This is a genomic window from Pseudomonas sp. LJDD11, from assembly GCF_024584215.1.
Lineage (GTDB): Bacteria > Pseudomonadota > Gammaproteobacteria > Pseudomonadales > Pseudomonadaceae > Aquipseudomonas.
This window is the reverse complement of sequence record NZ_JANJFL010000010.1, coordinates 106,644-133,019: the sequence shown is the minus strand read 5'-3', so window position 1 is coordinate 133,019 and position 26,376 is coordinate 106,644. Positions and strand designations below refer to the sequence as shown.

Sequence of the window (26,376 nt, the reverse complement as noted above, 5' to 3'; positions counted from 1 at the left end):
CCATCAGGACCCCGAACAGACCCATGAGCCGAATCCTGCTGCGCCTGATCCTGTTGCTACTGCTGCTGACCGGCGTGTTGTGGATCGCGGTGCAGAATCTCACCTGGCGGCCGGCCGAACGCGAGACGGTCACCGCCCGTTGCAGCAGCTCAGTTCAGCCCGATCTGCTGATGCCGGGGCAGGCGCTGAAAGTCATGACCTGGAACATCCAGTACCTGGCCGGCAAGCGCTATGTGTTCTGGTATGAACAGCCCGACGACAACGGCCCGGACGAGCGCCCTACCCCTGACGACCTGGCGTACAACCTTGATGAAGTGGTGCGGGTGATCCGCGATGAGGCACCGGACCTGGTGCTGCTTCAGGAAGTCAGCGACGGCGCCAGAAACACCGACTACCAGGATCAACTGGCGCTGCTCCAGGAGCGTCTGGTGGATCTGTATCCGTGCAGCACCGAGGCCTTCAACTGGCAGGCCGAGTTCATCCCTGCGCCGCAGATCTGGGGCAGCGCCGGGCTCAAGCTGGCGACCCTGAGCCGTTATCGCATCGACAGCGGCGAGCGCCTGCAACTGCCGGTGCAACCGGCCAACCTGCTGAGCCGCCAGTTCCAGCCCAGACCCGCGCTGCTGGTCAGCTACCTGCCACTGCGCGACGGCGGCCGCCTGGCGGTGATCAACACCCAACAGTACGCCCGGCATCCTGACCAGACGACCTTGCGCCAACAGACCGAATTCACCGTCGGGTTACTCGATCGTCTGCAAGGCAGCGGTACGCCCTGGCTGGCCGGTGGCGACTTCGGTCTGCTTGCGCTGGGCCAGTACCAGCGCCTGGACCCGGCCCAACGGGCAGGCTACCAGCGCGACAGCGAACTGCACCTGCTGTGGGACAAATACCCGATGATCCCCACCAACGCCGAAGCCGGCGGCATCGAACGCAGCCAGTGGCTCACCCACTGGCCCAACGACCCACAGCTCAAAGGCCCGGACCGGACCGTCGACTACCTGTTCTACAGCCCCGCACTCAAACGTCTGGAGGCCCGGGTGCGGCAGGAGGACAGTTTGCAGATATCCGACCATCTGCCGCTGATCGGGCGGTTTCTGTTGCCGGCCAGGCCTTGAGATCAGACGCTGCCGTTTGAGGCTCAAGGCGTGCCGTTGCGCCCGAACACTTGATAGCCGGGCCGCTCGGCCAGCCGGTCATAATAGGCCCGCACATTCGGCAGGTCTGGGTGGTCGATGGGGGTTTCATACCAGCGATTCACCGACAGCCCCACGGGAATATCAGCCAGGCTGAACTGCGCGCCGACTGCATGGCCGCCGGTAACGGCCAGTTGCCGGTCAAGGATTTCCATGGAGCGATTCCAGTTTTGCACCGAGGCGCGAATTTGCGCCGGGTCGTCATGGGCCGGTGAACGCCGCACCAGCGCCATGAATGCGTAGGACCAGGTGCGATTGAGGTCCGCAGCTTGCCAGTCAATCCACTGATCGACGCGGGCACGTTGCGCAGCCACTGCGGGGTAGAGCCACCCGGCCTGCTCGCGGTTGGCCAGATAACGAATGATCGAGTTCGACTCCCAGAGCACAAAACCTGCATCGTCGATGACCGGCACCAGCGCATTGGGGTTCAGGTGCTGAACGTCATCGCCGTTTGCCTGCTCGTGGCTAAGCGGAATGTTCAACTCCGCACAGGCCCACAGGACTTTTCTGACGTTGATCGAGGTGGATTTACCGAACAGCTTGAGCACGAGTGGATTCCTTTCTGTGCATAAGGAGGGTGCGTAACGCCGGGCACGCCGGGAAAACACAATGCCAGATCTTGAGCACCGCCCAAGATGAAATTTCATCCTTGCAAATTTAAGTTATGTTGTAACATAACAATTCAACTTGTTAGGAAAGATTTCAATGTCCGCCCACCACCTTCCCGTCCTGACGGCTCTGGCCGCAGCCCTGCTCGCGGCGCAGCCGGTATTCGCCGCTCAAACCGCCGTGACGCTTGATCCGCAAGTCATCACCGCCAACCCGCTGGGCAGCGATGCGCTGGCCTCCCCGACCAGTGTTGTAGAAGGCGACGACTTGACTCTGCGTCAGTCGGCACAATTGGGTGAGACGTTGAACAAGCTGCCGGGCGTGTCTTCGACCTACTTTGGCCCGGCCGCCAGTCGTCCGGTAATCCGCGGCTTCGATGGTGATCGCATTCGAGTGCTGCGCAACGGCGTCGGCGCGCTGGATGCCTCGTCACTGTCCTATGACCACGCCGTGCCGTACGACCCGGCCAGCGCCGAGCGCATTGAGGTGGTCCGTGGCCCGGCGGCGTTGTTGTATGGCGGCAGTGCGGTGGGCGGGGTGGTCAACAGTTTCGATAACCGCATCCCGACAGAACCGGTAGACGGCGTGCACGGTGGCGGCGAGTTGCGTTACGGCGGTGCCGACACCACGCGCAGTGCAGCGGGCAAGCTCGAAGCCGGCGACGGCAACTTTGCCCTGCATGTGGATGCCAACTCGCGGCAGTTCAACGACCTGCGCATTCCTGGCTACGCCCACTCGCGCGATCAGCGTGCGATTGACGGCGACGATAGCAAGCATCGGGTCAACAACAGCGACGGTCGCCAGGACGGCGGCGGCGTTGGCGGCGCCTATCACTGGGACCACGGCTATGTCGGGCTGTCTTACGACGAGTACGACAGCAACTACGGCTCACCGGCAGAACAAGACGTGCGCATCGACATGGAGCAGCGCCACTACGCGCTGGCCTCGGAAATCCGCGACCTGGAAGGCCCGTTCAGCTCGGTGAAGCTCAACTTCGGCCACACCCGCTATGAGCACAGGGAAATCGAAGACGGCGAAACCGGCACGGTATTCAAGAACGACGGCTATGAGGCACGCATCGAAGCCCGTCACCAGGCCATCGGCCCGGTCGAAGGCGTAGTCGGCGCGCAGGTCGCCAGCAGCCAGTTCCAGGCGTTGGGCGCAGAAGCCTTCGTGCCCAAAACCGATACCGACAGCGCCGCGCTGTTCATCCTCGAAGACTGGAAAGCCACTGACCGGCTCGACCTGACCCTCGGCGGACGCCTGGAACATACCCGTTTGCGCCCGGACGCCGCAGGCAACGAACGCTTTGCAGGCGCCGACGCCAGCCACAGCTTCAGCGCCGGCAGCCTGTCATTCGGTGCCATTTATGACCTGACCAACGTCTGGTCGCTGGCCAGCACCCTGAGCTACACCGAACGCGCGCCGACCTTCTATGAGCTGTACGCCAACGGCCCGCACGAAGCCACTGGCACTTATGAAGTGGGCGACGCCAATGCCGAGAAGGAGAAATCCTGGTCCACCGACCTGGCCCTGCGCTTTGACGATGGCACCCACAAAGGCAGCGTTGGGGTGTTCTACAGCCGCTTCTCCAACTATATCGGCCTGCTGGGCAGCGGCCGCTACCTGAATGATGACGGCGAACAGGTTGATGCCAGCGACGACGACGCCTTGCCGGAATACCTGTACAGCGGCGTCAAAGCCGATTTCTGGGGTCTGGAAGCCCAGGACCACTGGCGCCTGGCGCAAACCCGGTACGGCAATTTTGCCCTGCAAAGCTCAGCCGACTACACCCGCGCCAAAAACCGCGAAACCGGCGAGCCGCTGCCGCGCATCTCGCCGCTGCGCCTGAACACCGCGCTGCTGTGGGACTACAACCACTGGCAAGCCAGCCTCGGCGCCGAACACGCCAGCGCCCAGCGCCGCGTCGCCCAGGCCGAAACCGATACCGACGGCTACACCACCCTCAACGCCAGCCTCGGTTACCACTTCGATGTCGGGCAAAGCCAGTGGCTGGCGTTTCTCAAGGGCGACAACCTGAACAACCAGACCGTGCGCTACGCCAGCTCGATCCTGCGCGATGAAGTTCCGGCAGCCGGGCGCAGTGTGCAGGCGGGGGTGAAGGTAATGTTCTAAAGCTGTAGGGGTAACGCAAATCAGTTAAGCGATTTCAGGCCTGGCTCGTTCCTGGTGGGAGGGAGCAACTGTCTTTGATTGTTCAGAACATTGACAGCGCGATGCCCTGCGTTCGCCAGCAGAGCTGCCTCCCACACATCCGAGTCGAGCCGGGATCTTGCGTTCGACATCAATCCGGTGAGAGGAAGCTTTGCTCGCGAAGAGTCCACAGCAGATGTGCCGGTTCCACCGGCCCTTTCGCTGTGGTCCGGTACCCCGGCAAGCCAGCTCCCACCGAGGTTTGTGCCTTGCTCCAGTATCGGCATGACACAAAACCGGTGGGAGTCGGCTCAGCCGACGAATACTGCGGAACATTCACAACTGGAATCAGGAGTTTTCCGAAAATCATAGAATCTCCCACCGAGACCGAGCCAAGCCTCACAATCTCTTAACTGACCGGCATTAACCTGTAATTGCGCTTTGCGATCCTGCCGGTGATGCGTTGATAATCACCGTTCTGCGGCTAGCACTCTCTCGCACGACAACCTGACCGACATGCCGCCCGCCACAGAGGTGGCCATTACCGGGTGCAAACCGATTAAACTCTTGTCGTTCGTGCTCATACCCCCCATTACAGAGGCTTCAAGATGACTCACAAGATCTATGTCGACGGCCAGGAAGGCACCACCGGCCTGCGCTTGCTGGACTACCTGGGCAAACGCGACGATATCGAGCTGCTGCGCATCGATGAAGCCAAACGCAAAGACCCGGTCGAGCGCGGTCGCCTGCTGAACGCCGCTGACCTGGCGTTCCTGTGCCTACCGGACGCCGCGTCCCGCGAAGCGGTATCGCTGCTGGAAAACCCCAATACCTGCGTGATCGACGCCAGCACCGCGTTCCGTACCGATCCGTCCTGGGTTTATGGCCTGCCGGAACTGGCTGCCGGGCAGCGCGAGAAACTGCGCGCCAGCAAACGCATCGCCAACCCCGGCTGCCATGCCACTGCCTTCATTTTGTTGGTCCGCCCGCTGGTCGATGCCGGCCTGCTGCCAGCCTCGACCCTGCTTAGCGCCACGTCGATCACCGGTTACAGCGGTGGCGGCAAGCAGATGATCGCCGACTACCAGTCGCTGACCCCACAACTGCAAAGCCCACGTCCTTACGGGCTGGGTCAGGGGCACAAGCACCTGCCGGAAATGCGCTTTCAGACCGGCCTGGACAACGTGCCGGTGTTCAATCCGATCGTGGGCAGCTTCCTCAAGGGCCTGGCGGTGACCATCCCGCTGCACACCTCGCAACTGGCCCCAGGCGCCACGCCACAAGCCCTGCAAGCAGCGCTGGCCAAGCACTATGAAGGCGAGCAGTTCATTCGTGTGCTGCCGTTCGGCGACGATGCCGGCAATCTGGACGGCGGCTTCTTCGACGTACAGGCTTGCAACGACACCAACCGCGCCGACCTGTTCGTGTTCGGCAACGATGAGCGTATCAACCTGATCTGCCGCCTGGACAACCTCGGCAAAGGCGCCGCCGGCGCTGCCGTGCAGTGCATGAACATTCACCTGGGCGCTGACGAAGCCACCAGCTTGTAAGCTCGCGCATCTGTTTCACCGGAGGCTGCCCCCGCCTGCAGCCTCCGCTGTTTCCAGGCTTCAAGACACTGTCAGCGGTTCTTTACCTTCCCTTTACCGACTCTGTACCAGGATTTACGCCAACCCGGTGTCTCATGGATACATGGCGAATACATTTGCCGCCTGAGGAGACATCATGTTTTCGAAGATCACCAAAATCCTGATGCTGTCCGCCAGCCTGCTGGTGGCCGGTACCGCCAGCGCCGCAGATCGCAATGTGATCGTGCCCGTGCTGGCCGGTGCGGCGGTCGGTGCAGTAGCGGCCACGCTCATTGCCCGCAACGACCGCGATGATGATCGTCATCGTTATTATCGTAAGCCGCCACGTGAATACCGCGAATACCGCCACTATCGCCGGCATCACCCGCCCGTGCAGTACGTGCCGGTGCGGCCATACTATGAACAGCGTCACTATGCGCCACCACCACCGCACTACTACCGTCATGATCGCTACGACCGGCATCGCTGGTAAATGATGCCCAACCATTAACCCTTGCGCGGTTTGGCCCGGGCCGTGGCTTCGGCCACCAACGGGTCATCCGGCCAGTAATGCTTGGGATAGCGGCCCTTGAGATCCTTTTTCACCTCGGCATAGGTGCTGCGCCAGAAGTTGGCCAGGTCCTGAGTCACCTGCACCGGACGTCGCGCCGGTGACAACAAGTGCAACTTGACGATCTGCCGACCATTGGCGATGCGCGGGGTGTCGGACAGACCGAACAGTTCTTGCAGACGCACCGCGAGAATCGGCGGCTGCTCGCTGTAGTCCAGCCGGATCGACGAGCCGGACGGCACCTGAATATGCTGCGGAGCCAGTTCGTCGAGGCGTTGCGGCAGCGGCCAGGGCAACAGGTTGCGCAACATCGACGACAGGTCCAGTTGGGCGAAGTGGCTCAGGCGGCTGACCTTGCCCAGATACGGCAACAGCCACTGCTCCAGACTGTCACGCAGGGCGCTGTCGCTGACATCCGGCCATTCGCTGCTGGCCTGTTGCTGCGCATCCAGCTCACGCAACAGCATCACCCGCGCCTGCCACTGGCGCAGTTCCGGGGTCCAGCCCAGCAACTCCAGGCCCTTGCGCCGTACCAGCCCCAGCAACGCCTGGCCTCGTGCAGCATCGTCCAGCTTCGGCAGCGGTTCACTGCTGAGCACCAGTTCACCGACCTTGCGTTGGCGCTCAGCACGCAGTACGCCTTCGCGCTCGTCCCAATCCAGATAATCGATGGCCAGCACCTGTTCGGCCAGCACATTGTCGAACAGTGCCGGGTCAAGATCGGCGGCCAGATAAATGCGCTCCTCGCGCTGGCCCTGGCGGCTGCCGAGGTCCGCGACGACCAGCCATTCATGCTTCATCAGCGCATCGGTTTCACTGAACAACGCCGCCCGACCATTGGCCAGACGATACTCCGCGCCGCCATCGCGGCGCTGGCGGGCGACCCGGTCCGGATAGGCCAAAGCCAGCAAAGCTCCCAGCCAGCGCGGGTGGTCAGGGTCAACAACCGCCTGGCCCGCTTTGCCGCGCAGGTAACCACGATACTGGCGGGAAAGTTGCCGGGCACGCTGCACGCCACCCTGGGCATTGCGCTGGGCTTTTTGTTCACCCGACAGCAGCACCAGACGACTGTGCACATCGGCCCCGGCGCCGCGCAGAATGTCGCGTTCGCCCAACAGCGCGGCTACATCACAAGCCATGTTTGCCAGTCCAAGCTCCTGGCCGCGCAATAGCAGATGGGCAATGCGCGGATGCGCCGGTATTTCGGCCATGGCCTGGCCATGCGTCGACAAACGACCATCGGCTTGCAGCGCGCCGAGACGCTGCAACAGATCGCGAGCCTGGGCAATCGCGGCCGCTGGGGGCAGGTCCAGCCACTGCAACTGCTCCGGGGTCACGCCCCAGCGCGCCAGTTGCAGGGCCAGCCCGGCCAGGTCGGCCTGCAGAATCTCCGCACTGCCGTAGCCAGCCAGTTGTTCATGCTGCGCTTCGGACCACAACCGATAGCAAACGCCCGGCTCCAGACGTCCGGCCCGACCGGCACGCTGGGTCGCGCTGGCCCGGGAGATGCGCTGGGTGTCCAGCCGGGTCATGCCGCTGCCGGGGTCGAAGCGCGGTACCCGGGCCAGCCCTGCATCGATCACCACCCGCACGCCGTCGATGGTCAGGCTGGTCTCGGCAATATTGGTCGCCAGCACCACCTTGCGACTACCCGCAGGTGCAGGATCTATGGCCGCGCGCTGGGCATTGAGATCCAGCTCACCATGCAAGGGACACAGCACAATGTCGCGACGCTCACCCAAGGCATCGGCCAGTTGTTGATGCACCCGGCGAATCTCCGCCTGGCCGGGCAGGAACACCAGCAGGCTGCCGGTCTCGTTGCCCAGCGCATCCAGCACGGTCTGCACCACTCGTGGCTCGACAAACTCACCGGGTTGAAACGGCCGCCCCCATTGAATGTCCACCGGGAACATACGCCCTTCACTGCTGACCACCGGCGCGTCGTCGAGCAACGCCGACAGCCGCTCGCCTTCTAGGGTCGCGGACATCAGCAGGATTTTCAGCGGCGGGTCATCACGCAACAGCTCACGGCCATTGAGACTCAGCGCCAAGGCCAGGTCGGCATCCAGACTGCGCTCGTGAAATTCGTCGAAAATCAGCAAACCCACGCCTTCCAGCGCCGGATCATCCTGCAAACGACGGGTCAGGATACCTTCGGTGACCACCTCGATACGGGTGTTGGGCCCGACCTTGCTGTCCAACCGAATCCGGTAGCCGACCGTCTCGCCGACCTTCTCGCCCAGTTCACTGGCCAGCCGCTCGGCCGCCGCCCGAGCCGCCAGCCGCCGGGGCTCGAGCATCAGAATGGTCTGCCCGGCCAGCCAGGGCTCGTTGAGCAACGCCAACGGCACACGTGTGGTCTTGCCGGCGCCGGGCGGGGCTTCAAGAACCGCTTCGTGGCGGGTAGACAATGCCTGGCGCAGAGCAGGCAATACGGCGTCGATGGGCAGGGAAATCATGGGCACTCCAAAGCTGGGCGGGCAGTATAGCGGCCACGTATGGATACCCGCTCAGAGGTTTTTCAGCGCGCGCTCCAGTTGCGAATGTTCCCAGCCACTAAGGAACGCGGCCGGGTCAGTGCCGCAGCGATGCCAATGCTGCAAAGAACCCTCACGACCATCCGGCGCCATGCAGTATTCACAACACAAGGGGCTACCCTCCTCATTGCGCAGGGTCAGTTGCCAGCCGTCAATCTCGGCACGGATGGTAAGCAGGTCAGTTTTGCAGACTGATAAAACAACAAGCTGACGCACACCCTGGGCCACATCTTTGAGAACTTGATAAACCTCCCGCGCCGACAATGGCATTTGTTCGCTCATTTTCATCTCGTGTTCAATAAGATACGGGCATTATGCCGGTATGGCTGCCGAACCAGTGCCTGGCCAGACAGTCTTAGCCTCGCGGTCTTTGCCTTGTATAGTTGCCACTTTTCTACAGGAGTTTCCCATGCGCATTCCTTCCCGATTGATCGGTGGCGTTCTGGCTGCCGCTTTGGTGACCCAATTGTCGGCCTGCGGCAGTATTTTCTATCCTGATCGCCGTGGGCAGATCGAAGGCAAGATCGACCCGGCGATTGCCGTGCTCGATGCCCTGGGTCTGCTGTTCTACGTGATTCCAGGGGTGATCGCACTGGGCGTGGACTTCGCCACCGGCGCCATTTACTACGGCCCGAATGAACAGGCGCAGGTCGATCCGCAGAAGCTGCAACCTGCGGTGCAGGCTGACGGCAGTGTCGATACCCAAAAGCTGCAAGTCATTCTGGAAAGCGAACTGGGCCGCAAAGTGCCGCTGGATGATCCGCGCCTGATCCAGAGCAAGGGCAGCTTCGAGCAACTGGCAAGCCTGGGCCTGAAACCTGCTGCCTGAAGCCCCACGGCATGACCCCAAGGAGGTTGAGTGAGCCGTAACACCGAACATGCACGCCTGCTGCGCCTGGCGACCCGGGCTTCGCTGGCCGTGGCGCTGGTGCTGATCGTTGCCAAGGGTGTGGCCTGGTGGCTGAGCGGCTCGCTGGCCCTGCTGGCCGGCCTCACCGACTCGTTGCTCGATGGCGCAGCTTCGCTGCTCAACCTGCTGGCGGTCCATTACGCGCTGCGCCCGGCCGATGAAGATCACCGCTATGGTCACGGCAAGGCCCAGGCGTTGTCGGGCATGGCCCAGGCGTTGTTCATCAGTGTCAGTGGTGTGTTGATCGGCATGCAGGCCATCGAGCGTATCCAGAATCCTGAACCGCTGATGTCGCAGTGGCCGGGAATCATCGTGACCCTGTTGGCGCTGGCCCTGACAGTCGCGCTGCTCAGCTTTCAGAGCCGGGTAATCAAAGTCACCGGCTCCAGCGCGATCAAGGCTGATTCGCTGCATTATCGCTCCGATCTGCTCCTCAATCTGAGCATCTTGCTGGCGCTGGCACTCAGTGCGCTGGGTTGGCCGCAAGCCGATGCCTGGTTCGGTCTGGGGATTGCCGGTTACATCGTCTGGAGCGCGCTACAGATCGCTCGCGAGACCTTCTCGGTGCTGATGGATCAGGAACTGCCGCCGGATGTCAGCGCGCACATGCTGGAGCTGGCCTGCACGGTGCCCGGCGTGTTGGGCGCCCATGACCTGCGCACGCGCATTTCCGGGCAAGTGTGGTTCGTGCAGGTGCATCTGGAGTTACCCGGCTCGCTCACCTTGTCGGTAGCGCATGAGCTATGCGACCTTGCGGCGGCAACCATTACCGCCCAGTATCCGCAGGCCGAGGTACTGGTGCACGCCGACCCGCAGGAAGTGGTGAAGCAAGCTCCAGCCTGATGGTCTAGGCTACTGGACGCTGTAACCGCGCTCATACAGACACGCGCCCATCGCGCGACGGTAGGTGTCCACTACCTGCTCCGAAGGCTGATAGGTCACGTTCGCCGGGTCGAAGCCACTCTGGTCAACGGCCTGGCGGTAGCATTGGTAACGATCGAATTCGACCTGCTCGGCGGTCTGCCCGGCAATCGGCGAGAACTGCGGATCATAGCTGTTGTTGCCTGGCACCGGCTGGGCATAGCCCTGCGGCGGGCTGACCACTTCATAATCCTGGCTGTCGGCCTGCCAGGCATAGTAAGTACCAGCCGCCATAAACAGCAGCGAACCACCGATCCAGACCTCGCGGGTGTAGTCCGGCAGGCTGCGGACCCGGACACCGTAAGGCGGGGTCACCACCACGTACCGTGAATCCTGCGGGCGATACCAGTAACCACCGGAATAGAAGTAATCCTGACCACGCCACGGAATGCGCGCATAGCCTTGCGGTGCGCGGTCGAAGTGCTGGCCCGGACGATAGCGCGGCCCCGCCCCCCAGCCATCGCCGCGTCCGTCGGGGCGACCGGCCCAATTGTCACGAGGGCGCTGGTCACGCGGCAGGTCGCGGTAGTAACCCTGGCGCGGTGGCTGAGTCTGCCATACCTGGTCCGGGCGGCCCTGGATCGGCAGATTGTTCTGTTGCTGACGCAGTTGCTGGCGCTGCTGGTTCTGCTGTTCCTGAATCTGGCGCTGCTGCTCGCGTTGCTGCTGGTAGAGCTGCTGCTGTTGCTGGCGCTCGACATTACGCATCTGGTTCTGTTGCTGCTGGATCTGCTGATCTTGCTGGCGCTCAGCCTGGCGCTGCTGGTTGTACTGCTCCTGAAGCTGGCGCTGTTGCTGCTGTTGTTGCTGGTAGATCTGCTGCTGTTGCTGACGCTCGGCATTGCGCATCTGGTTCTGTTGCTGCTGGATCTGCCGATCCTGCTGCAACTCAGCCTGGCGACGCTGGTTCTGCTGATTGTGTTGCGCCCCACCATCGCGCAACTCGTCCAGCGGCGAGCCTGCACGGCGCTCGTCGGCCAGGCTCTGGGCACTGAAGCCAAGGCACAGCAGACCGGAAATCGCTAACTGCCAGAGACTGGATGTCATGCTTTGTTCACCAGGAATGTCACGTTTATAAAAGTAAGACTGCGCAGCCATGGCGCTGTTCGTCGCACTTTAGCAGAGCCAGAAAATAAAAAAGGGGGCCAGATGGCCCCCTTGGGATACGTCGTCCTGGCTCGACGCTTGTGGCGCCGGCTCACTTCATACCGTCTTCTGGACAGTATGCAGCCCGGGGGCCGGGTCCACCCTGTAGGGTGGCGGGCCGCCGCTCATCTGATTCGACGAGCGGCTGTGGACGCTGGGTCCGGGCAGTGATTGGGAGCAGCTCTAAAAATCACTCAGGTTTTTAGAAGTGCCCAGCTGTGAAAAATAATAAACCCGACCAAGCGGCAGATGATTGCTCATATTGCTCAATAAATCATTACTTGCGCAATTTTTCACTTATAGAAAATAATTATGCGCAATTGAACTCGTAAAGGTAAACATCGTGAGCAAGCTCGATAGATATGACCTGAGCATTTTGGCTGAACTGCAGCGCGATGCGCGCATCTCCAACCAGGAGTTGGCCGAACGCATCGGCCTGTCGCCCTCGCCTTGTTCGCGCCGGGTCAAACAGCTCGAAGACGACGGCTATATCGTGCGCCAGGTCGCGTTGCTGGACCGCAAGAAGCTTGGTCTGAGCCTGACCGCCTATGTGCTGATCGGCATGGACCGGCATACCCCGGAGCGATTCGAGAACTTCGAACAGCATATCCGCAACCTGCCTCAGGTTCTGGAATGCAGCCTGGTGACCGGGATGGACGCCGATTACCAACTCAAAGTGGTGGTGCCAGACATGGATCATTACCAGAAGCTGCTGCTCGGCCACCTGACCCGTATCGAAGGGGTCACCAGCGTCAAATCCAGCTTTGTCCTCAATCAGGTGCTGGCCAGCACCGAAATGCCGCTTGCCCATTTGCGCAACTGATGCGGTACGAATGATCAGGCCTGGCGTTTTCCTGAAGCCTACAGCTCAAAGCTCTCCAGCTCGCGAAACTGCCCCTGTTCCAACCCGTCCAGGCTCCACGGTCCAATCCTGACCCGCACCAGCCGCAGGGTCGGCAAACCGACTGCGGCGGTCATGCGCCGCACCTGGCGGTTGCGGCCCTCTTTGATTATCAGTTCCAGCCAGCGCGTGGGAATACTCTGACGAAACCGCACCGGCGGATTGCGCGGCCATAGCTGAGGCTCTTCGATGGCCCGCGCCTCAGCCGGCAGGGTCGGGCCGTCATTGAGGGTTACCCCGTCACGCAGCTGCTGCAACTGGGCTTCGCTGGGTTCACCTTCGACCTGTACCCAATAGGTTTTAGCCAGCTTGTGCTTAGGGTCAGCAATGCGCGCCTGAAGCTGGCCGTCATTGGTCAGCAACAACAGACCTTCGCTGTCACGGTCCAGACGCCCGGCCGGGTACACACCTGGAATATCGATGAAGTCCTTGAGCGTGGCGCGGCCTTGATCGTCATTGAACTGGGTCAGTACATCGAACGGTTTGTTGAACAGAACCAGCTTCGGCTCGGCCGGGCGCGCCTTGGCGACACGCCGGGGCGCGCCGCTTTTGCCCTGTGCAGGGCGCCGGGAGGCGGAAGGTTTGGCTGGAGGGCGTGGAGTGCGGGACATGAATCTGGCCAGAAAAACAAAGTGCCACTTTAGCAGATTGACCCGAGCCGCCTGAAAAAACCGCCCGGCAGGAACCGCCGGGCGGCATCCGGCTCAACGGAACGGTGGCTCGTCGAAGCTGCGCAGTTTGCGCGAGTGCAGCGAGTTGAGCTCGGCACGCAACAGGTCCAGCGCGGCGATGCCGATTTTCAGATGCTGGCTGACCGCCCGGTTGTAGAAGGCGTTGGCCGAGCCCGGCAGCTTGATCTCGCTGTGCAGCGGTTTGTCCGAGACGCACAGCAGCGTGCCGTAGGGCACCCGCAGGCGATAACCCTGAGCGGCGATGGTGCCGCTTTCCATGTCGACAGCCACCGCGCGGGACAGGTTGATCAAAGGTCGCTCCTGCGCCCAGGCCAGCTCCCAGTTACGGTCGTCGTAGGTCAGTACCGTGCCGGTGCGCAGGCGTTTTTTGAGTTCTTCACCCCGCTCACCGGTCACCTGCGCGGCAGCTTCCTGCAAGGCCAGTTGCACCTCGGCCAGCGCCGGAATCGGAATGTGCGGCGGCAGCACCCGGTCGAGAATCCCGTCACGGCGCATATAAGCGTGGGCCAGCACGTAATCGCCAATGGTCTGCGACTGACGCAGGCCGCCGCAGTGGCCGATCATCAGCCAGCAATGCGGACGCAATACTGCCAGGTGGTCGGTGATGTTCTTGGCGTTGGACGGGCCGACGCCGATATTGACCAGGGTTACGCCATTGCCGTCTTCGGCCACCAGATGGTAAGCCGGCATCTGATAGCGATGCCAGACCACACTGGCCACCACACTCTGCGCCTCCTCGGCGTCCATGCTCTTGTCGACGATGACATTACCCGGCAGTACCAGACGCACGAAACGTGGGTCGTCACGCAGGACTTCCAGGCCATGCAAGATGAACTGGTCGACATAGCGGTGGTAGTTGGTCAGCAGAATCCAGGGCTGCACATGGCGCCAGTCACTGCCGGTGTAATGCACCAGCCGGCGCAGGGAAAAGTCAGTACGGGCGGCGTCGAACAGCGCCAACGGTAGCGGGTCGGCGTTGGCCCAATCGTGCAGGCCGTCAGCGATACCGTCGGTGGTGGCCGACAGGTCGGTGCTGGGGAACACTCGCGCCAGCGCCGCAGCGGTCACGCCGGTGCCGGCCAGCTCATCACCCTGCTCGACCACGTAGGGGTACGGGATGGTCTTGTCACTCAGGCCGACTTCCAGCGTCACATTGAAGTCGCGGATCAGCGGCTTGAGCTGTTCGAGCAGGTATTTGCGAAACGCCGCCGGCTGGGTCACGGTCACACTGTAGGTGCCCGGCAACTGGACCTTGGCGTAGGCACGGGTGGTGCTCGGCACCTCACCATGGACGACATAGGTCAGGCGCAGTTCGGGGTAGCGAAACAGCGCGCGCTGCTGCTCATCAGGCTCGATGCGGTCTTTCAGATAGCGCTTGAGAGCCTGATTCAGTGCGCCGGTGGCACGCTCATGCAGGGCGGCCAACTGTTCGACGGCTTGTTCGGCGGTTTCAACGACAACAAAAGCTTGGGTCACGGTGCGGGTCCTGTATGACGTGCAGAACTGCATCCTGATAGGTTCGGCTGCTTATGTCACCTGCGGCGATGCACGAGCCAGCAAAGTTTCACAGTCCACCCCTCTGGGCAGCCCGCCATAGACCCTGGCTGGTGCGCGCAGGCGAGCGGCAATAAAGGCATCGCTGACGGCACTGACTCCGGCATCGAGCAACAGCCGGGCCTGCAGGGCCACGGCAATGTCTTCGGTCAGTTGCCGCGCGCGGTACGCCAGCTCTTCGCCATCGGCCAGGTCATCCTTGAGCTGGCGGACATGCCGCGCCAGGTCAGCATCGCCCCGGCCGTCGTCGAGCTCATCAAGCAAGGCGTCGATGATGCCCGGCTCACGGGACAGAGCGCGCAGCACATCCAGGCACTGCACGTTACCGGAACCCTCCCAGATCGAATTGACTGGTGCCTCGCGGTACAGCCGCGGCAGGATGCTGTCTTCGATATAGCCGGCACCACCCAGGCATTCGGCAGCCTCGTTGATCATCGCCGGCGCCCGTTTGCAGATCCAGTATTTGCCAACTGCGGTAACCAGCCGAATGAAGCGGGCCTGATGGCTGTCGTCGGCGTGATCCAGCGCGTGCCCCATGCGCAGCGTGAGGGCCAGCGCAGCCTCGCTTTCCAGGGCCAGGTCGGCCAGCACATTCTGCATCAGCGGCTGCTCGCCGAGCAGTTGACCACCGACCTTGCGATGCGCACAGTGATGAGTGGCCTGGGTCAGCGCCTGACGCATCAGCGCGCTGGAGCCGATCATGCAGTCATAGCGGGTCATGGCGACCATCTCGATGATGGTTGCCACACCCCGACCCTCTTCACCCAGCATCCAGGCCAGCGCGCCACGAAACTCCACTTCGCAGGACGCGTTGGAGCGGTTGCCCAGCTTGTTTTTCAGACGCTGGATCTGGAAGGCATTGAGGGTGTCGTCCGGCCGATGACGCGGCAACAGAAAGCAACTGAGCCCTTTATCGGTCTGCGCCAGGGTCAGGAAGGCATCGCACATCGGTGCCGAGCAGAACCACTTGTGGCCGACCAGTTCATAGGCCTGGCCCGCCCCGCCTGCACCAAGCGCAAAGGCACGGGTGGTGTTGGCGCGCACATCGGTCCCGCCCTGCTTCTCGGTCATCGCCATGCCGATGGTCACACCGGCCTTGTGGGCCATGCCGACATTGCGCGGGTCGTATTGTGTAGCAAGGATCTTCGGCAACCAGGCTTGCGCCAGCTCCGGCTGCACACTGATGGCCGGTACGCTGGCAAAGGTCATGGTCAATGGGCAGCCGCTGCCCGGCTCGGCCTGGGTGTGCAAATAACTCAAGGCCGCACGCGCCACATGGGCGCCTGGCTGCGGATCGCGCCAAGGCAAGGACGGGATACCATGCTCGATGGCGGTTCTCATCAACAGATGCCAGGCGGGATGGAACTCGATCAGGTCGATACGGTGGCCGTAGCGGTCGTGGCTGTGAAACTGCGGCGGGTGCTGATTGGCCAGAAAACCGGCTTCCATCAACGGTCCGCCGGCCAGTGCGCCGTAAGCATCAAGCCGCCGGTCCGCCCAGCCGCCGCCGAAATGCCCGACCCAGGCTTGCAGAGCCAGGTCGCAGCGGTACAGATTGAGGCCATCAAGCGGCGGTGGCTGGTTGGTGACTTCGTGGGTGCTGGCCTGTGAGTAAAGATTCATCAAACGCCTCCTCTCTGTCAGTGAACAGAATCAGGAACAGCCAGTGAATCACGCACCCCGCATCTTAAACAGCGCCATATTGGACGAATTGTCGGCGTTTTTGCCCTGACGCGCGCCAGCGGTCGTCAGCGACTGCGCCTGCAAAGGCAGGCTCAGGCAGAACCGGCTGCCGCGTCCGGGCTCGGAGTGATGACTGAGGCTGCCACCGAGCAGCTCGATCAGCTGCCGGCAGATCGCCAGGCCAATCCCCAGGCCGCCATATTCCCGGGTCATCGAGCTGTCAGCCTGGAAAAATCGTTGATACAGCACCGCATCATTCAGGCGGCTAAAGCCGATCCCGGTATCGATGACCTCAATGCGCAGGGTGAAATGGTCTGCTTCGCGGCGCATGCCATCCATCCGCAAGGTCACGGTGCCGTGGCGGGTGAACTTGATCGCGTTGTCCATCAGGCACTCAATGCACTGATACAGCTTTTCGGCATCGCCGCGCAGCAACCGCGGTACGAAGGGGTCCACTTCAAACGACAGACGCAGCCCCTTGGCCTGCGCAGGGCCGATGAAGCGCTGATGCAACCGATGCGTCAACACCGGTAACTCGAACGGCCCGCACTCGGCATGCAGCACCCCGGCTTGCAGCTCGGTGAGGGTCAGGATGCCATTGATCATACGCATCATGTCCTGAGCCGAGGCCGAGGCGGTCTGCTGATACATCGACACTTCGCCATCCAGCGGCACGGTCTGCATCAGGTCCAGCGAACCGATAATGCCATTCATCGGCGTGCGCAACTCATGGGTCAGGGTGGCCAGAAACTCATCCTTGAGCCGGTTGCTGGTCGCCAGTTGCTGGTTCAGACGCTCCAGGTCCCGCCCCGCCTCGAGCAGGGTACGGGCCTGCAATTCGCGGGCGTAGTTGATCCGGTCGGCCAGCGCCAGTGACAGCAGCGCGACCTCGATCACCGAGCCGATCTGGCTGGCGTACATGGTCAGGAAGGTATTGGGCAAATAACCGAGCAACATCACCGCGTTAACCAGACCACCGAGCAAAAATGCCGACCAGGCCAGCAAAAAGTAACGCGCCACCCGCACGCCTCGCAGCCAGGCGGTAATCCCGGTGGTGAACACCACCACGGTGAAGACCAGCACCAGCAGGGTGACCATCCGCAGCGCCAGGCCATAATCGGCAAACAGTGCAAGGGCGATCACCAGCACCGCACTGCCCATCACCCACAACAACAGATTATCGACCCAGCGGCCAAGCAACGGGCTTTGCAGAAAGCTGCGGGTGAACTGGCTGGCGAACAGCACCGAGGCGCCGATCAGAAAAGGCGTGGCGGCGTTGGCCCACCATGGGCTGTCGGGCCACAGGTATTCGATGGCGGCGCCATTGATCGATACCTGGTACAGCCCGAACGACGCGATATACAGGATGTAATACAGATAGCTGGTGTCACGCACACTGACATAGATGAACAAGTTATAGACCAGCATGCCCAGCAACACGCCGTAGATCAGCCCGAGCACATAGATGCGCGCGGGCTGTTCTTCGAGATAGGCATGGCTGGACCACAGGTTCAGCGGCGCCTGGACCGAGCCATTGCTTGCCACGCGAACATAGGCAGTCATGGTCTGACCGGGCTTGAGCGGCAGTTCGAACAGGTAGTTGTTCTGGCGAATCTGGCGGCTGGCAAAGGGCAGCATGTCGCCGGTTTTCCAGGCCATCTGCTGTTCGCCCTGAGCATCGATCAGATAGACATCGACATGGTCCATCGGCGGATAGGCCAGTTCCAGAAGCCAGTCGGAGTGCTGCTGCGCATCACGCGGGACGTACGACAGGTCAATTTTCATCCAGAACGCCGAGCGGGAATAACCGGCATTGAGCGTCGGCTCACCCAGGGGGCGAAACGCTGAGGCCATCTCGGCACTGCTGATCTGTTTGATGTCAGCCTGACCACTGGCATCTTCCAACACCTGAGTCCAGCGGCCCAGAGAAAGGCTACGGGTGCTCTCGTCAAACTCGACGGCGCCGGCCAGTAACGGCAGGCAGGCAACCAGCATTATCAGCAAATAGCGCATGAAAGCCCCAAGGTAGTCCGTCGCGGTTCATCGGTCCATGAAGCGACGCCCTGCAGTAGTTTCATCCGTGAAGCAGGCTGAATGATTCCATAAAAGCGGTGAGGCAACCGACGCGCATCTACCAGATGCAAACCCTGGCGTCGTTGGTATGCCAAATGTCTAGACAGCCAAGCATAGCTGTTAATCGTCACAGAGTGTGTTCCCGTTTCAGCACAAATCGCATTTGCGGGGTGACCTGCAGCCACGAAAATTCCATACCACCAGCAACAGCGCCAGGAGGGTTTGATGATAAGCTCGCGCACCATGAACACTATCTATAGCACCCGCCCCGTAGTTCTCTGCCTGTCCGGCCATGACCCCAGTGGTGGCGCCGGCCTGCAGGCCGATATCGAAGCCCTGCTTGCCCAGGGCTGCCATGCTGCCCCGGCCGTGACGGCCCTGACCGTGCAAGACACGGTAGACGTCAGCGACTTCCGCGTTCTGGATCGTGACTGGGTGCTCGCCCAGGCCAACGCCGTGCTCAATGACTCGCCGGTGGCCGCCGTCAAACTGGGCATGCTCGGTTCTACCGAGATGGTCGATACCGTCGTTGCGCTGCTCAGCGCCCACCCTCACCTGCCCCTGGTCTGCGACCCGGTGCTGCGCGCTGGCGGCGGTGGCCGGCTGGGCAAGGATGAAGTCGGCTTTGCCATGCGCGAGCGACTGCTGCCGATCGCCACCATCGCCACGCCCAACCTGCCCGAAGCGCGGATTCTTGCGGAGTTGCCCGAGGGCACAGCCGATGAGTGCGCCGAACGCCTGCTGCCGTTCTGTGAACATTTGCTGATTACCGGCGGGCATGGCGACGAGCAACAAGTGCATAACCGCCTGTACAGCCGTAGCGGCGCATCGCATACCTTCACCTGCCAGCGTCTGCCAGGCAGCTATCACGGTTCAGGCTGCACCCTGGCAAGTGCCCTGGCCGGTCGGCTGGCCCAGGGTCAGGAACTGGTCAGCGCTGTCCAATCAGCCCTGGACTACACCTGGCGCACCCTGCGCGACGCCGACCAGCTGGGTCGCGGACAGTTTGTCCCGCGCCGCCTGCCGCTGGATTTCTGCTCATGAGCCGGCCTTCAAAACTGCGCGGCCTGTACGCGATCACCGACGGCCAATTGCTGGCCGGCAGGTTCCTGGCATATGTCGAAGCCGCACTGGACGGTGGCGTCACGCTCTTGCAGTACCGCGACAAGAGCCAGGACGAGTCACGCCGCCTGCGCGAAGCCAGTGAGCTGCTGAAGCTCTGCGAACGCTACAAGACCCAATTGATCATCAACGATGACGCTGAACTGGCGGCGCGCCTGGGTGTGGGTGCGCACCTGGGCCAGACCGACGGTTCGCTGTCGGGCGCCCGCGCCCTGCTGGGTCACCAGGCCATCGTCGGTGCAACCTGTCATGGGCGCCTTGAACTGGCCGAACAGGCCAAAGCTGACGGGGCCAGCTACGTGGCCTTTGGACGCTTTTTCAACTCGCTGACCAAGCCTGATGCTCCGGCAGTGCCCTTGCAGTTGCTGGAGCAGGTCCGTGCCAAAATCAACCTGCCCATTGCGGTGATCGGCGGCATTACCCTGGACAACGCCGCGCCACTGATCGAGCACGGTGCCGACCTGTTGGCGGTGGTCAACGGTCTGTTCGGCGCCGACAGCCCAGCGCAAGTCACCCGTCGCGCAAGGGCCTTCAACGATTTGCTGGCCCGCAGCTGACAGGCCGTTAAAAAACGTAGGCGAGGCAGCCAGTGCAAGGCAAAAACAGGCGAGAAAGCGCAGTTTACGAGCAGTAAATGAGCATTTTGAGCCGTTTTTTAACGCAGCAATGGCGCGCGTAGCGCCGTAGGCGCCCAGCCAGCAGGTAGTTTTTCAACAGCCTGCTGATCAAATGAGCCTGAAGCCGCTGCCGGCTTCCAGGCTCAGCAGCGCCCGCTTGCGTTCCACGCCACCGGCATAGCCGGTCAGGTCACCGGCCGCACCGACCACCCGATGACACGGCACGATGATTGAAATCGGATTACGCCCATTGGCAGTGCCAACCGCACGCGAGTGCCCGGCGCTGAGCCCCATTTTTTTTGCCATCGCCCCGTAGGACAGCAGTTCGCCATAGGGGATACGCGCCAGTTCCTTCCAGACCTGTTCCTGAAACGGCGTACCGCGAGCGCGCAGGGGCAGCTCGAACACCTGCCGTTCACCGCTAAAGAACTCCTGCAATTGCTCGCGGGCCATGGCAATGATGCGCGGCAATGCGCCGTCGTCCGGCATCACCAGCAGTTCGGGGTAGTGCTTCTGACCTACAAAGAACACGCCGGTCAATGCGTCGTCTTCGGCGCGCAGCACGATATCGCCCAACGGGCTGACAAACAGATAACCCGGTTTCATCGTTTTGCCTCCTCACTCAACCGCCACAGATGCACCACCGCATACGCGCGCCAGGGAGCCCAACGGCTGGCGTAGTCATCGAGTTGCCCGGCAGTGGCGCAACCCAGGTATTTTTTCAGCACCGCATCACCCTGCGGGAACGCATTGGGCCAGCCCAGCGCCCGCATGGCAATGTATTGCACGGTCCACTCGCCAATCCCACGGATCTGCCGCAACGCGGCCAGGGTCGGCTGCAATGGCACCAGTGGCTCCAGCACAATGGCGCCTGCCGTCACTTGCCTGGCGACCTCGATGATCGCTTCGGCACGGATACCGATCAGCCCACAATCGATCAGCGCCTGAGGCTCGAGCCCGACCAGTACATGCGCAGCCGGAAAAGCATGCCGCAACCCTTCAGGTGCATTCGCCACCGGGGTGCCATAGCGTTCGGCGATTCGGCCGAGAATCTGCCGCGCTCGCAGCACCGAAATCTGCTGGCCCACCACCGCACGTACGGCAATCTCGAAACCGTCGAACGTCCCCGGCACGCGCATGCCCGGCAAACCATCGACCAGCGTGCCGAGGTGTTCATCGACCAGATCGGGTCGGCAGCCGGTATCGAACACCCGACGAACCAGCCCCAACACCTGAACGATGGCCGGTTGTAATGAGCTGGAGACCTCGACTTGCAGGGCATGCCGCTTACCGACATGACTGACATTGATCCAGCCTGCCAGGCGTGTGCCGCCCTGCTCGACCTCGATCAGTCGGCTATAACGCTCTGGCTCGACACACTCGACCCCGGCAATGCAGCGCTGCGCCAGAAAAGCCAGCACCCCTTGCCAGGCGAAAGGCGGCCGGTAGGCCAGTTCGAAACGCAGGCCCTGGGTCAGTGATGCCTGGCGCGTCTTGCGCAGCCGCGATGGGTTAAGGCCGTAGCGCGCCAGAAACACATCATTGAAGCGCCGCACACTGCCAAACCCCGAAGCCAGGGCCACCTCGGCCATGGGCAGGCCAGTGTCAGTCAGCAGCCGCTTGGCGGTCAGCAGCTTCTGGGTCTGGGCATAGCCGACCAGCCCCACACCGAATTCGGCCTCGAAGATCCGCCGCAGATGCCGGGCCGTCACCCCGACCCGCTGCGCCAGATCCTCCAGGCTGCGACCATTGAGGTAGCCTTGCTCGATCAGGCGCGCCGCGGCCTGCGCCAGATGTCCGGAAACATCCAGTGCCGCGTGCCCTGGGGCCAGTTCGGGACGACAGCGCAGGCATGGCCGATAACCGGCCTGCTCAGCCGCCGCTGCACTGCTATAGAAGGTGCAATTGCTGGCCAGCGGTGCGCGCACCGGGCAGACCGGCCGGCAGTAGATACCGGTCGACGAGACGCCCATAAAAAACCAGCCATCGAAGCGACGGTCACGGGCCACGAAGGCGGCATAGCAGGTTTGCGGATCGAGTCTGTTCATGGGCCGACTGTAACCCTGTGCCGGGCGAAAGTCTGGCTGAAATCGGACATCGACAACCGGGCTGCCGAGGCATTTGTTATAGTGCCACCTCTTGCGCCACCAGCACTGGCGCAAACCCGATTTCCGTTTCAAAAGCAGAGACCCGATCATGTCCCGTTCCGAAACATTGTTCGCCAATGCCCAAAAACACATCCCCGGAGGCGTCAACTCTCCGGTGCGAGCGTTCAAGAGCGTGGGCGGCACGCCGCTGTTCTTCAAACATGCTGCGGGCGCCTATGTAACGGACGAAGACGACAAACGCTATGTCGATTACGTGGGTTCCTGGGGGCCGATGATTCTTGGTCACAGCCATCCGGAGGTGCTCGATGCAGTGCGCAGCCAGTTGGAGCACGGCCTGTCCTATGGCGCGCCAACTGCCATGGAAACCGAAATGGCCGACCTGGTGTGCAGCCTGGTACCGTCCATGGAAATGGTGCGCATGGTCAGCTCGGGCACCGAGGCGACCATGAGCGCCATTCGCCTGGCTCGCGGCTACACCGGCCGCGACAGCATCATCAAGTTCGAGGGCTGCTATCACGGTCACTCCGACAGCCTGCTGGTCAAGGCCGGCTCCGGCGCGCTGACCCTCGGCGTGCCAAGCTCCCCCGGCGTACCGGCGGCGTTCGCCAAACACACCCTGACCCTGCCATTCAACGACCTGTCGGCTGCCCGCCAGATGCTGGCCGAAGTGGGTCAGGAAGTGGCATGCATCATCGTCGAGCCGGTGGCCGGCAACATGAACTGCGTACCGCCAGCGCCAGGCTACCTGCAGGGCCTGCGTGACCTGTGCGATGAGCACGGCGTGGTGCTGATCTTCGACGAAGTGATGACCGGCTTCCGGGTCGCCCTGGGCGGCGCGCAGGCTTACTACGAGGTGACTCCGGACCTGTCGACATTCGGCAAGATCATTGGCGGCGGCATGCCGGTGGGCTGCTTCGGCGGCAAGCGCGAAATCATGTCGCACATCGCACCGCTGGGCCCGGTCTATCAGGCCGGTACCCTGTCGGGCAACCCGCTGGCGATGGCCGCCGGCCTGACCACCCTGCGCCTGATCAGCCGCCCGGGCTTTCATGACGAACTTGAAGCCTTCACCGGCCGTCTGCTCGCCGGTCTGCAGGCGCGTGCCGATGCCGCCGGTATTGCCTTCACCACCACTCAGGCCGGTGGCATGTTCGGCTTGTACTTCACTGAACTGAAAGACATCGTGACCTTTCAGGACGTGATGAGCAGCGATGCCGAGCGCTTCAAGCGCTTCTTCCACCTGATGCTCGACGGCGGCGTGTACCTGGCGCCAAGTGCCTTCGAGGCCGGTTTCACCTCCATCGCCCACGGCGAAGCCGAGCTGCAACTGACCCTGGATGCGGCTGAAAAGGCCTTTGCAGCGCTGAAATAATCCATCGGCCAGCCCTGATCACTCATCAGGGCTGGCACCGGCTTAGTGCTTTACCCTCTAAAAACAAGCGTTTTAAAAGCCGTGCAGCAGAAAAACCGTAAACACTTTGTAAGGTTGCCTCAGCTTATTTCATAATGCGCGCCAGCACCTTTCGCTGTACGGGCCCAGCCCGCACCTTTTTCGCCCGCACCTTATCCAGAGGTAAGTCGACTCCCATGAACCGCACCGGCCGCACCCTTGCATTGGGCTGCCTGTTGCTTATCTTTCCCCTGCTGGCCCACGCCGCAGGTGGCAACTCGCTGCTGATTCCAGCGATGGGTCGTTGCACCCTCAATACACTGCCGGAAAACCTGCCCGACGCCCTGACGGCGTGCAAACAGGCCGCACAGTCCGGGGATGCACAGGCGCAATACGAGTTGGGCGAGTTCTACTACGAGGGCAAACAGACATCTCGCGATCTGGCGCAGGCACTTGATTACTTCGAGAAAGCGTCGCTGCAGGGTCATGCCCAGGCGCAATACCGGCTGGGTTCGATGTTCGCGGCCGGCGAAGGCGTGCCGATGAACAACATCCAGGCTTACGTGATTCTGAAGATGGCGGCGGTCAACGGCGCAGAAGATGCCCTTGACGCAGCTGACGAAGTCTCGGCAAAGATGCAGCGCAGCGAGCTGGAGGCCGCCACCCAGGTACTCGGGCAGATCTTCCGCAAGTACCTTCTGGAGTTGCAGACAGCCGAAGGGCGGACGCCGTTCTCGCCGCTGCCTTAAGCATTATTTCTCCGGCATCGGTACCGGAAACGGCATTACATTGCCGGTGCCTTTCGCCTCACTGATCTTCGGCGTGCCCATCCGCTCGACCTCGTCGATGCGCACGATCGAATGCATCGGCACAAAACTGCGCACCACGCCCTCGAATTGCGCCTTGAGCTTTTCTTCACTGGGGTCGACGACCACGGTGGTTCGCTCGCCAAAGACAAACTCTTCCACCTCAAGAAATCCCCACAGATCACTCTGATAGATCTGCTTGGCGTACATTTCGAACACCTGGCCCTGGTTGAGGAAGATCACTTTGTAGATGGGAGATTCACGTTTGGTCATGGTTGCGGCAAGGATCGCTTGGCAGAAAAAAGGCCGAAACTATAGCACGTCGCTCAGACCGGCAACGCTAGAAGACCGCACAGTTCATCCCTATAATGCGCGGTTCTTTGAATCAGCAGATTATTTGAGCATGGCCAAGAAGCTTTATATCGAAACCCACGGTTGCCAGATGAACGAGTACGACAGCTCGCGCATGGTCGACCTGCTGGGCGAGCATCAAGCCCTGGAAGTCACCGCACGCGCCGAAGATGCCGACGTGATTCTGCTCAATACCTGCTCGATCCGCGAACGCGCCCAGGATCGGGTGTATTCCCAGTTGGGCCGCTGGCGCGAACTGAAGCTGGCCAACCCGGAAATGGTCATTGCTGTCGGCGGCTGTGTCGCCAGCCAGGAAGGCGCGGCCATCCGCGACCGGGCCCCTTATGTCGACGTGGTGTTTGGTCCACAGACCCTGCACCGCCTGCCGGAAATGATCGACGCCGCACGGGTCAGCCGTGAACCGCAGGTTGACGTTTCGTTCCCGGAAATCGAAAAGTTCGACCATTTGCCCGAGCCGCGGGTCGATGGCCCGACCGCTTATGTGTCGGTCATGGAAGGCTGCAGCAAGTACTGTACGTTCTGTGTAGTGCCCTATACCCGTGGCGAGGAAGTCAGCCGACCGTTCGATGACGTGATTGGTGAAGTCATTCACCTGGCCGAGAACGGTGTGCGCGAAGTCACCTTGCTGGGCCAGAACGTCAACGGTTATCGCAGCACCAACCCGGACGGCAGCGTGGCCGATCTGGCCGACCTGATTCGTGTGGTCGCAGCGATCGACGGCATCGACCGGATTCGCTACACCACTTCGCACCCGCTGGAGTTCTCCGACAGCCTGATCCAGGCCCACGCCGAGGTGCCGGAGCTGGTCAAACACCTGCACCTGCCGGTGCAGTCAGGCTCTGACCGGGTTCTGGCGGCGATGAAGCGCAACCATACTGTGCTGGAGTACAAGTCGCGGTTGCGCAAGCTCAAGGCGGCGGTGCCAGACATTTGCATCAGTTCGGACTTCATCATTGGTTTTCCTGGCGAAACCGAGAAAGACTTCGAGAACACCATGAAGCTGGTTCAGGATGTAGGCTTCGATTTCTCGTTCTCGTTCATCTACAGCCCGCGCCCTGGTACGCCGGCCGCAGACCTGAAGGACGAAACCCCGGAAGAGGTGAAGAAGCAGCGGCTTAATGCCTTGCAGCACCGTCTGAATCAGCAGGGCTTTGAGATCAGCCGACAAATGGTCGGCAGCACCCAGCGGATTCTGGTGACCGATTACTCCAGGAAGGATCCTGGGCAGTTGCAGGGGCGTACCGAGAACAATCGCATCGTCAACTTTACGTGTGATAACCCGCGGTTGATCGGGCATTTTGTCGATGTGCATATTGATGATGCGCAGCCGCACTCGTTGCGTGGGTCGTTGTTGCAGTAAGGCAACTATCGGGCTTGGCTAGCCCCCGTGGGAGGGAGCTTTGCTCGCGACAGGGCCAGTAAAGCCGGTGCATTTGCGCGGGCCTCACC

Annotated in this window: 23 protein-coding genes; 12 read left to right on the top strand and 11 right to left on the bottom strand. The window is 61.9% G+C overall.

The genetic code is table 11. The features are described from left to right. Window positions 1-23 precede the first annotated feature (23 nt). A complete protein-coding gene (locus tag NRB16_RS13980) occupies window positions 24-1,115 on the top strand; it encodes an endonuclease/exonuclease/phosphatase family protein (protein ID WP_257106349.1) in 1,092 nt (363 codons plus the stop codon). 23 nt (window positions 1,116-1,138) lie between these two features. Here NRB16_RS13980 and NRB16_RS13975 read toward each other — a convergent pair whose 3' ends face one another. After that, complete coding sequence (locus tag NRB16_RS13975) at window positions 1,139-1,741, bottom strand: glutathione S-transferase N-terminal domain-containing protein (RefSeq protein WP_257106348.1); 603 nt, start codon at window positions 1,739-1,741, stop codon at window positions 1,139-1,141. Between the two features lie 157 nt (window positions 1,742-1,898). On the opposite strand from NRB16_RS13975, the gene NRB16_RS13970 reads away from it, so the two are divergent. The 3 genes from NRB16_RS13970 (at window position 1,899) to NRB16_RS13960 (ending at window position 6,017) form a co-directional block, all read left to right on the top strand. After that, window positions 1,899-3,938, top strand: a complete 2,040-nt coding sequence (locus NRB16_RS13970) for a TonB-dependent receptor (protein ID WP_257106347.1) — start codon at window positions 1,899-1,901, stop codon at window positions 3,936-3,938. A 626-nt stretch (window positions 3,939-4,564) separates the two neighbouring features. Next, window positions 4,565-5,506, top strand: a complete 942-nt coding sequence (gene argC / locus NRB16_RS13965; RefSeq protein WP_045487436.1) for an N-acetyl-gamma-glutamyl-phosphate reductase — start codon at window positions 4,565-4,567, stop codon at window positions 5,504-5,506. A 175-nt stretch (window positions 5,507-5,681) separates the two neighbouring features. After that, window positions 5,682-6,017 carry a hypothetical protein gene (locus tag NRB16_RS13960; protein WP_045487432.1) on the top strand — a complete coding sequence of 112 codons (336 nt, stop codon included), beginning with the start codon at window positions 5,682-5,684 and terminating at the stop codon, window positions 6,015-6,017. 14 nt (window positions 6,018-6,031) lie between these two features. Here NRB16_RS13960 and hrpB read toward each other — a convergent pair whose 3' ends face one another. After that, on the bottom strand, window positions 6,032-8,554 hold the full coding sequence (gene hrpB / locus NRB16_RS13955; protein WP_257106346.1) for an ATP-dependent helicase HrpB: 2,523 nt from the start codon (window positions 8,552-8,554) through the stop codon (window positions 6,032-6,034). Window positions 8,555-8,605: 51 nt separating this feature from the next. Continuing rightward, window positions 8,606-8,914 carry a hypothetical protein gene (locus NRB16_RS13950; RefSeq protein WP_045494246.1) on the bottom strand — a complete coding sequence of 103 codons (309 nt, stop codon included), beginning with the start codon at window positions 8,912-8,914 and terminating at the stop codon, window positions 8,606-8,608. A 127-nt stretch (window positions 8,915-9,041) separates the two neighbouring features. Between NRB16_RS13950 and NRB16_RS13945 the strand changes: the two genes are divergently transcribed. Both NRB16_RS13945 and NRB16_RS13940 read left to right on the top strand, forming a co-directional pair. Then, complete coding sequence (locus NRB16_RS13945; RefSeq protein ID WP_045487426.1) at window positions 9,042-9,461, top strand: hypothetical protein; 420 nt, start codon at window positions 9,042-9,044, stop codon at window positions 9,459-9,461. A 30-nt stretch (window positions 9,462-9,491) separates the two neighbouring features. Then, window positions 9,492-10,385 (top strand): cation diffusion facilitator family transporter, encoded by an 894-nt coding sequence (locus tag NRB16_RS13940; protein WP_253142174.1) that lies wholly within the window; start codon window positions 9,492-9,494, stop codon window positions 10,383-10,385. A gap of 9 nt (window positions 10,386-10,394) precedes the next feature. Here NRB16_RS13940 and NRB16_RS13935 read toward each other — a convergent pair whose 3' ends face one another. Continuing rightward, the gene (locus NRB16_RS13935; protein WP_177328606.1) at window positions 10,395-11,510 is read right to left on the bottom strand and encodes a DUF6515 family protein; all 1,116 of its coding nucleotides are present in this window, start codon (window positions 11,508-11,510) and stop codon (window positions 10,395-10,397) included. A 442-nt stretch (window positions 11,511-11,952) separates the two neighbouring features. Here NRB16_RS13935 and NRB16_RS13930 point away from each other — a divergent pair, with 442 nt between their 5' ends. After that, the gene (locus tag NRB16_RS13930; protein WP_045487421.1) at window positions 11,953-12,432 is read left to right on the top strand and encodes an Lrp/AsnC family transcriptional regulator; all 480 of its coding nucleotides are present in this window, start codon (window positions 11,953-11,955) and stop codon (window positions 12,430-12,432) included. A gap of 38 nt (window positions 12,433-12,470) precedes the next feature. Here NRB16_RS13930 and NRB16_RS13925 read toward each other — a convergent pair whose 3' ends face one another. The 4 genes from NRB16_RS13925 to NRB16_RS13910 form a co-directional block, all read right to left on the bottom strand. After that, the gene (locus NRB16_RS13925; RefSeq protein WP_253142172.1) at window positions 12,471-13,121 is read right to left on the bottom strand and encodes a pseudouridine synthase; all 651 of its coding nucleotides are present in this window, start codon (window positions 13,119-13,121) and stop codon (window positions 12,471-12,473) included. Between the two features lie 93 nt (window positions 13,122-13,214). After that, window positions 13,215-14,711, bottom strand: coding sequence for an AMP nucleosidase (amn, locus tag NRB16_RS13920; protein WP_162484334.1), 1,497 nt, complete (start codon window positions 14,709-14,711; stop codon window positions 13,215-13,217). 18 nt (window positions 14,712-14,729) lie between these two features. Further along, on the bottom strand, window positions 14,730-16,379 hold the full coding sequence (locus tag NRB16_RS13915; protein WP_045487415.1) for an acyl-CoA dehydrogenase family protein: 1,650 nt from the start codon (window positions 16,377-16,379) through the stop codon (window positions 14,730-14,732). Between the two features lie 48 nt (window positions 16,380-16,427). After that, window positions 16,428-18,452, bottom strand: coding sequence for a 7TM diverse intracellular signaling domain-containing protein (locus tag NRB16_RS13910; protein ID WP_052483396.1), 2,025 nt, complete (start codon window positions 18,450-18,452; stop codon window positions 16,428-16,430). A gap of 303 nt (window positions 18,453-18,755) precedes the next feature. Here NRB16_RS13910 and NRB16_RS13905 point away from each other — a divergent pair, with 303 nt between their 5' ends. Together NRB16_RS13905 and thiE are read left to right on the top strand one after the other, a co-directional pair. Then, window positions 18,756-19,556, top strand: coding sequence for a hydroxymethylpyrimidine/phosphomethylpyrimidine kinase (locus NRB16_RS13905; protein ID WP_257106373.1), 801 nt, complete (start codon window positions 18,756-18,758; stop codon window positions 19,554-19,556). Then, a complete protein-coding gene (gene thiE / locus NRB16_RS13900) occupies window positions 19,553-20,191 on the top strand; it encodes a thiamine phosphate synthase (RefSeq protein WP_257106345.1) in 639 nt (212 codons plus the stop codon). The genes NRB16_RS13905 and thiE overlap by 4 nt, the downstream gene beginning before the upstream one ends. A gap of 168 nt (window positions 20,192-20,359) precedes the next feature. Here thiE and NRB16_RS13895 read toward each other — a convergent pair whose 3' ends face one another. Together NRB16_RS13895 and NRB16_RS13890 are read right to left on the bottom strand one after the other, a co-directional pair. After that, window positions 20,360-20,857: a methylated-DNA--[protein]-cysteine S-methyltransferase gene (locus NRB16_RS13895; RefSeq protein WP_257106344.1), complete on the bottom strand. Its 498-nt coding sequence runs from the start codon at window positions 20,855-20,857 to the stop codon at window positions 20,360-20,362. Then, window positions 20,854-22,299 (bottom strand): DNA-3-methyladenine glycosylase 2 family protein, encoded by a 1,446-nt coding sequence (locus tag NRB16_RS13890; RefSeq protein ID WP_257106343.1) that lies wholly within the window; start codon window positions 22,297-22,299, stop codon window positions 20,854-20,856. The genes NRB16_RS13895 and NRB16_RS13890 overlap by 4 nt, the downstream gene beginning before the upstream one ends. A 148-nt stretch (window positions 22,300-22,447) precedes the next feature. Between NRB16_RS13890 and hemL the strand changes: the two genes are divergently transcribed. After that, window positions 22,448-23,731 (top strand): glutamate-1-semialdehyde 2,1-aminomutase, encoded by a 1,284-nt coding sequence (hemL, locus tag NRB16_RS13885; protein WP_045487405.1) that lies wholly within the window; start codon window positions 22,448-22,450, stop codon window positions 23,729-23,731. A 215-nt stretch (window positions 23,732-23,946) separates the two neighbouring features. Further along, window positions 23,947-24,498, top strand: a complete 552-nt coding sequence (locus NRB16_RS13880) for a tetratricopeptide repeat protein (RefSeq protein ID WP_257106342.1) — start codon at window positions 23,947-23,949, stop codon at window positions 24,496-24,498. A 3-nt stretch (window positions 24,499-24,501) separates the two neighbouring features. Here the strand turns inward: NRB16_RS13880 and NRB16_RS13875 are convergent, their stop codons facing one another. After that, the gene (locus NRB16_RS13875; RefSeq protein ID WP_045487401.1) at window positions 24,502-24,828 is read right to left on the bottom strand and encodes a DUF1820 family protein; all 327 of its coding nucleotides are present in this window, start codon (window positions 24,826-24,828) and stop codon (window positions 24,502-24,504) included. A gap of 130 nt (window positions 24,829-24,958) precedes the next feature. Between NRB16_RS13875 and miaB the strand changes: the two genes are divergently transcribed. Further along, window positions 24,959-26,287 carry a tRNA (N6-isopentenyl adenosine(37)-C2)-methylthiotransferase MiaB gene (miaB, locus tag NRB16_RS13870; protein WP_045487398.1) on the top strand — a complete coding sequence of 443 codons (1,329 nt, stop codon included), beginning with the start codon at window positions 24,959-24,961 and terminating at the stop codon, window positions 26,285-26,287. Window positions 26,288-26,376 lie beyond the last annotated feature (89 nt).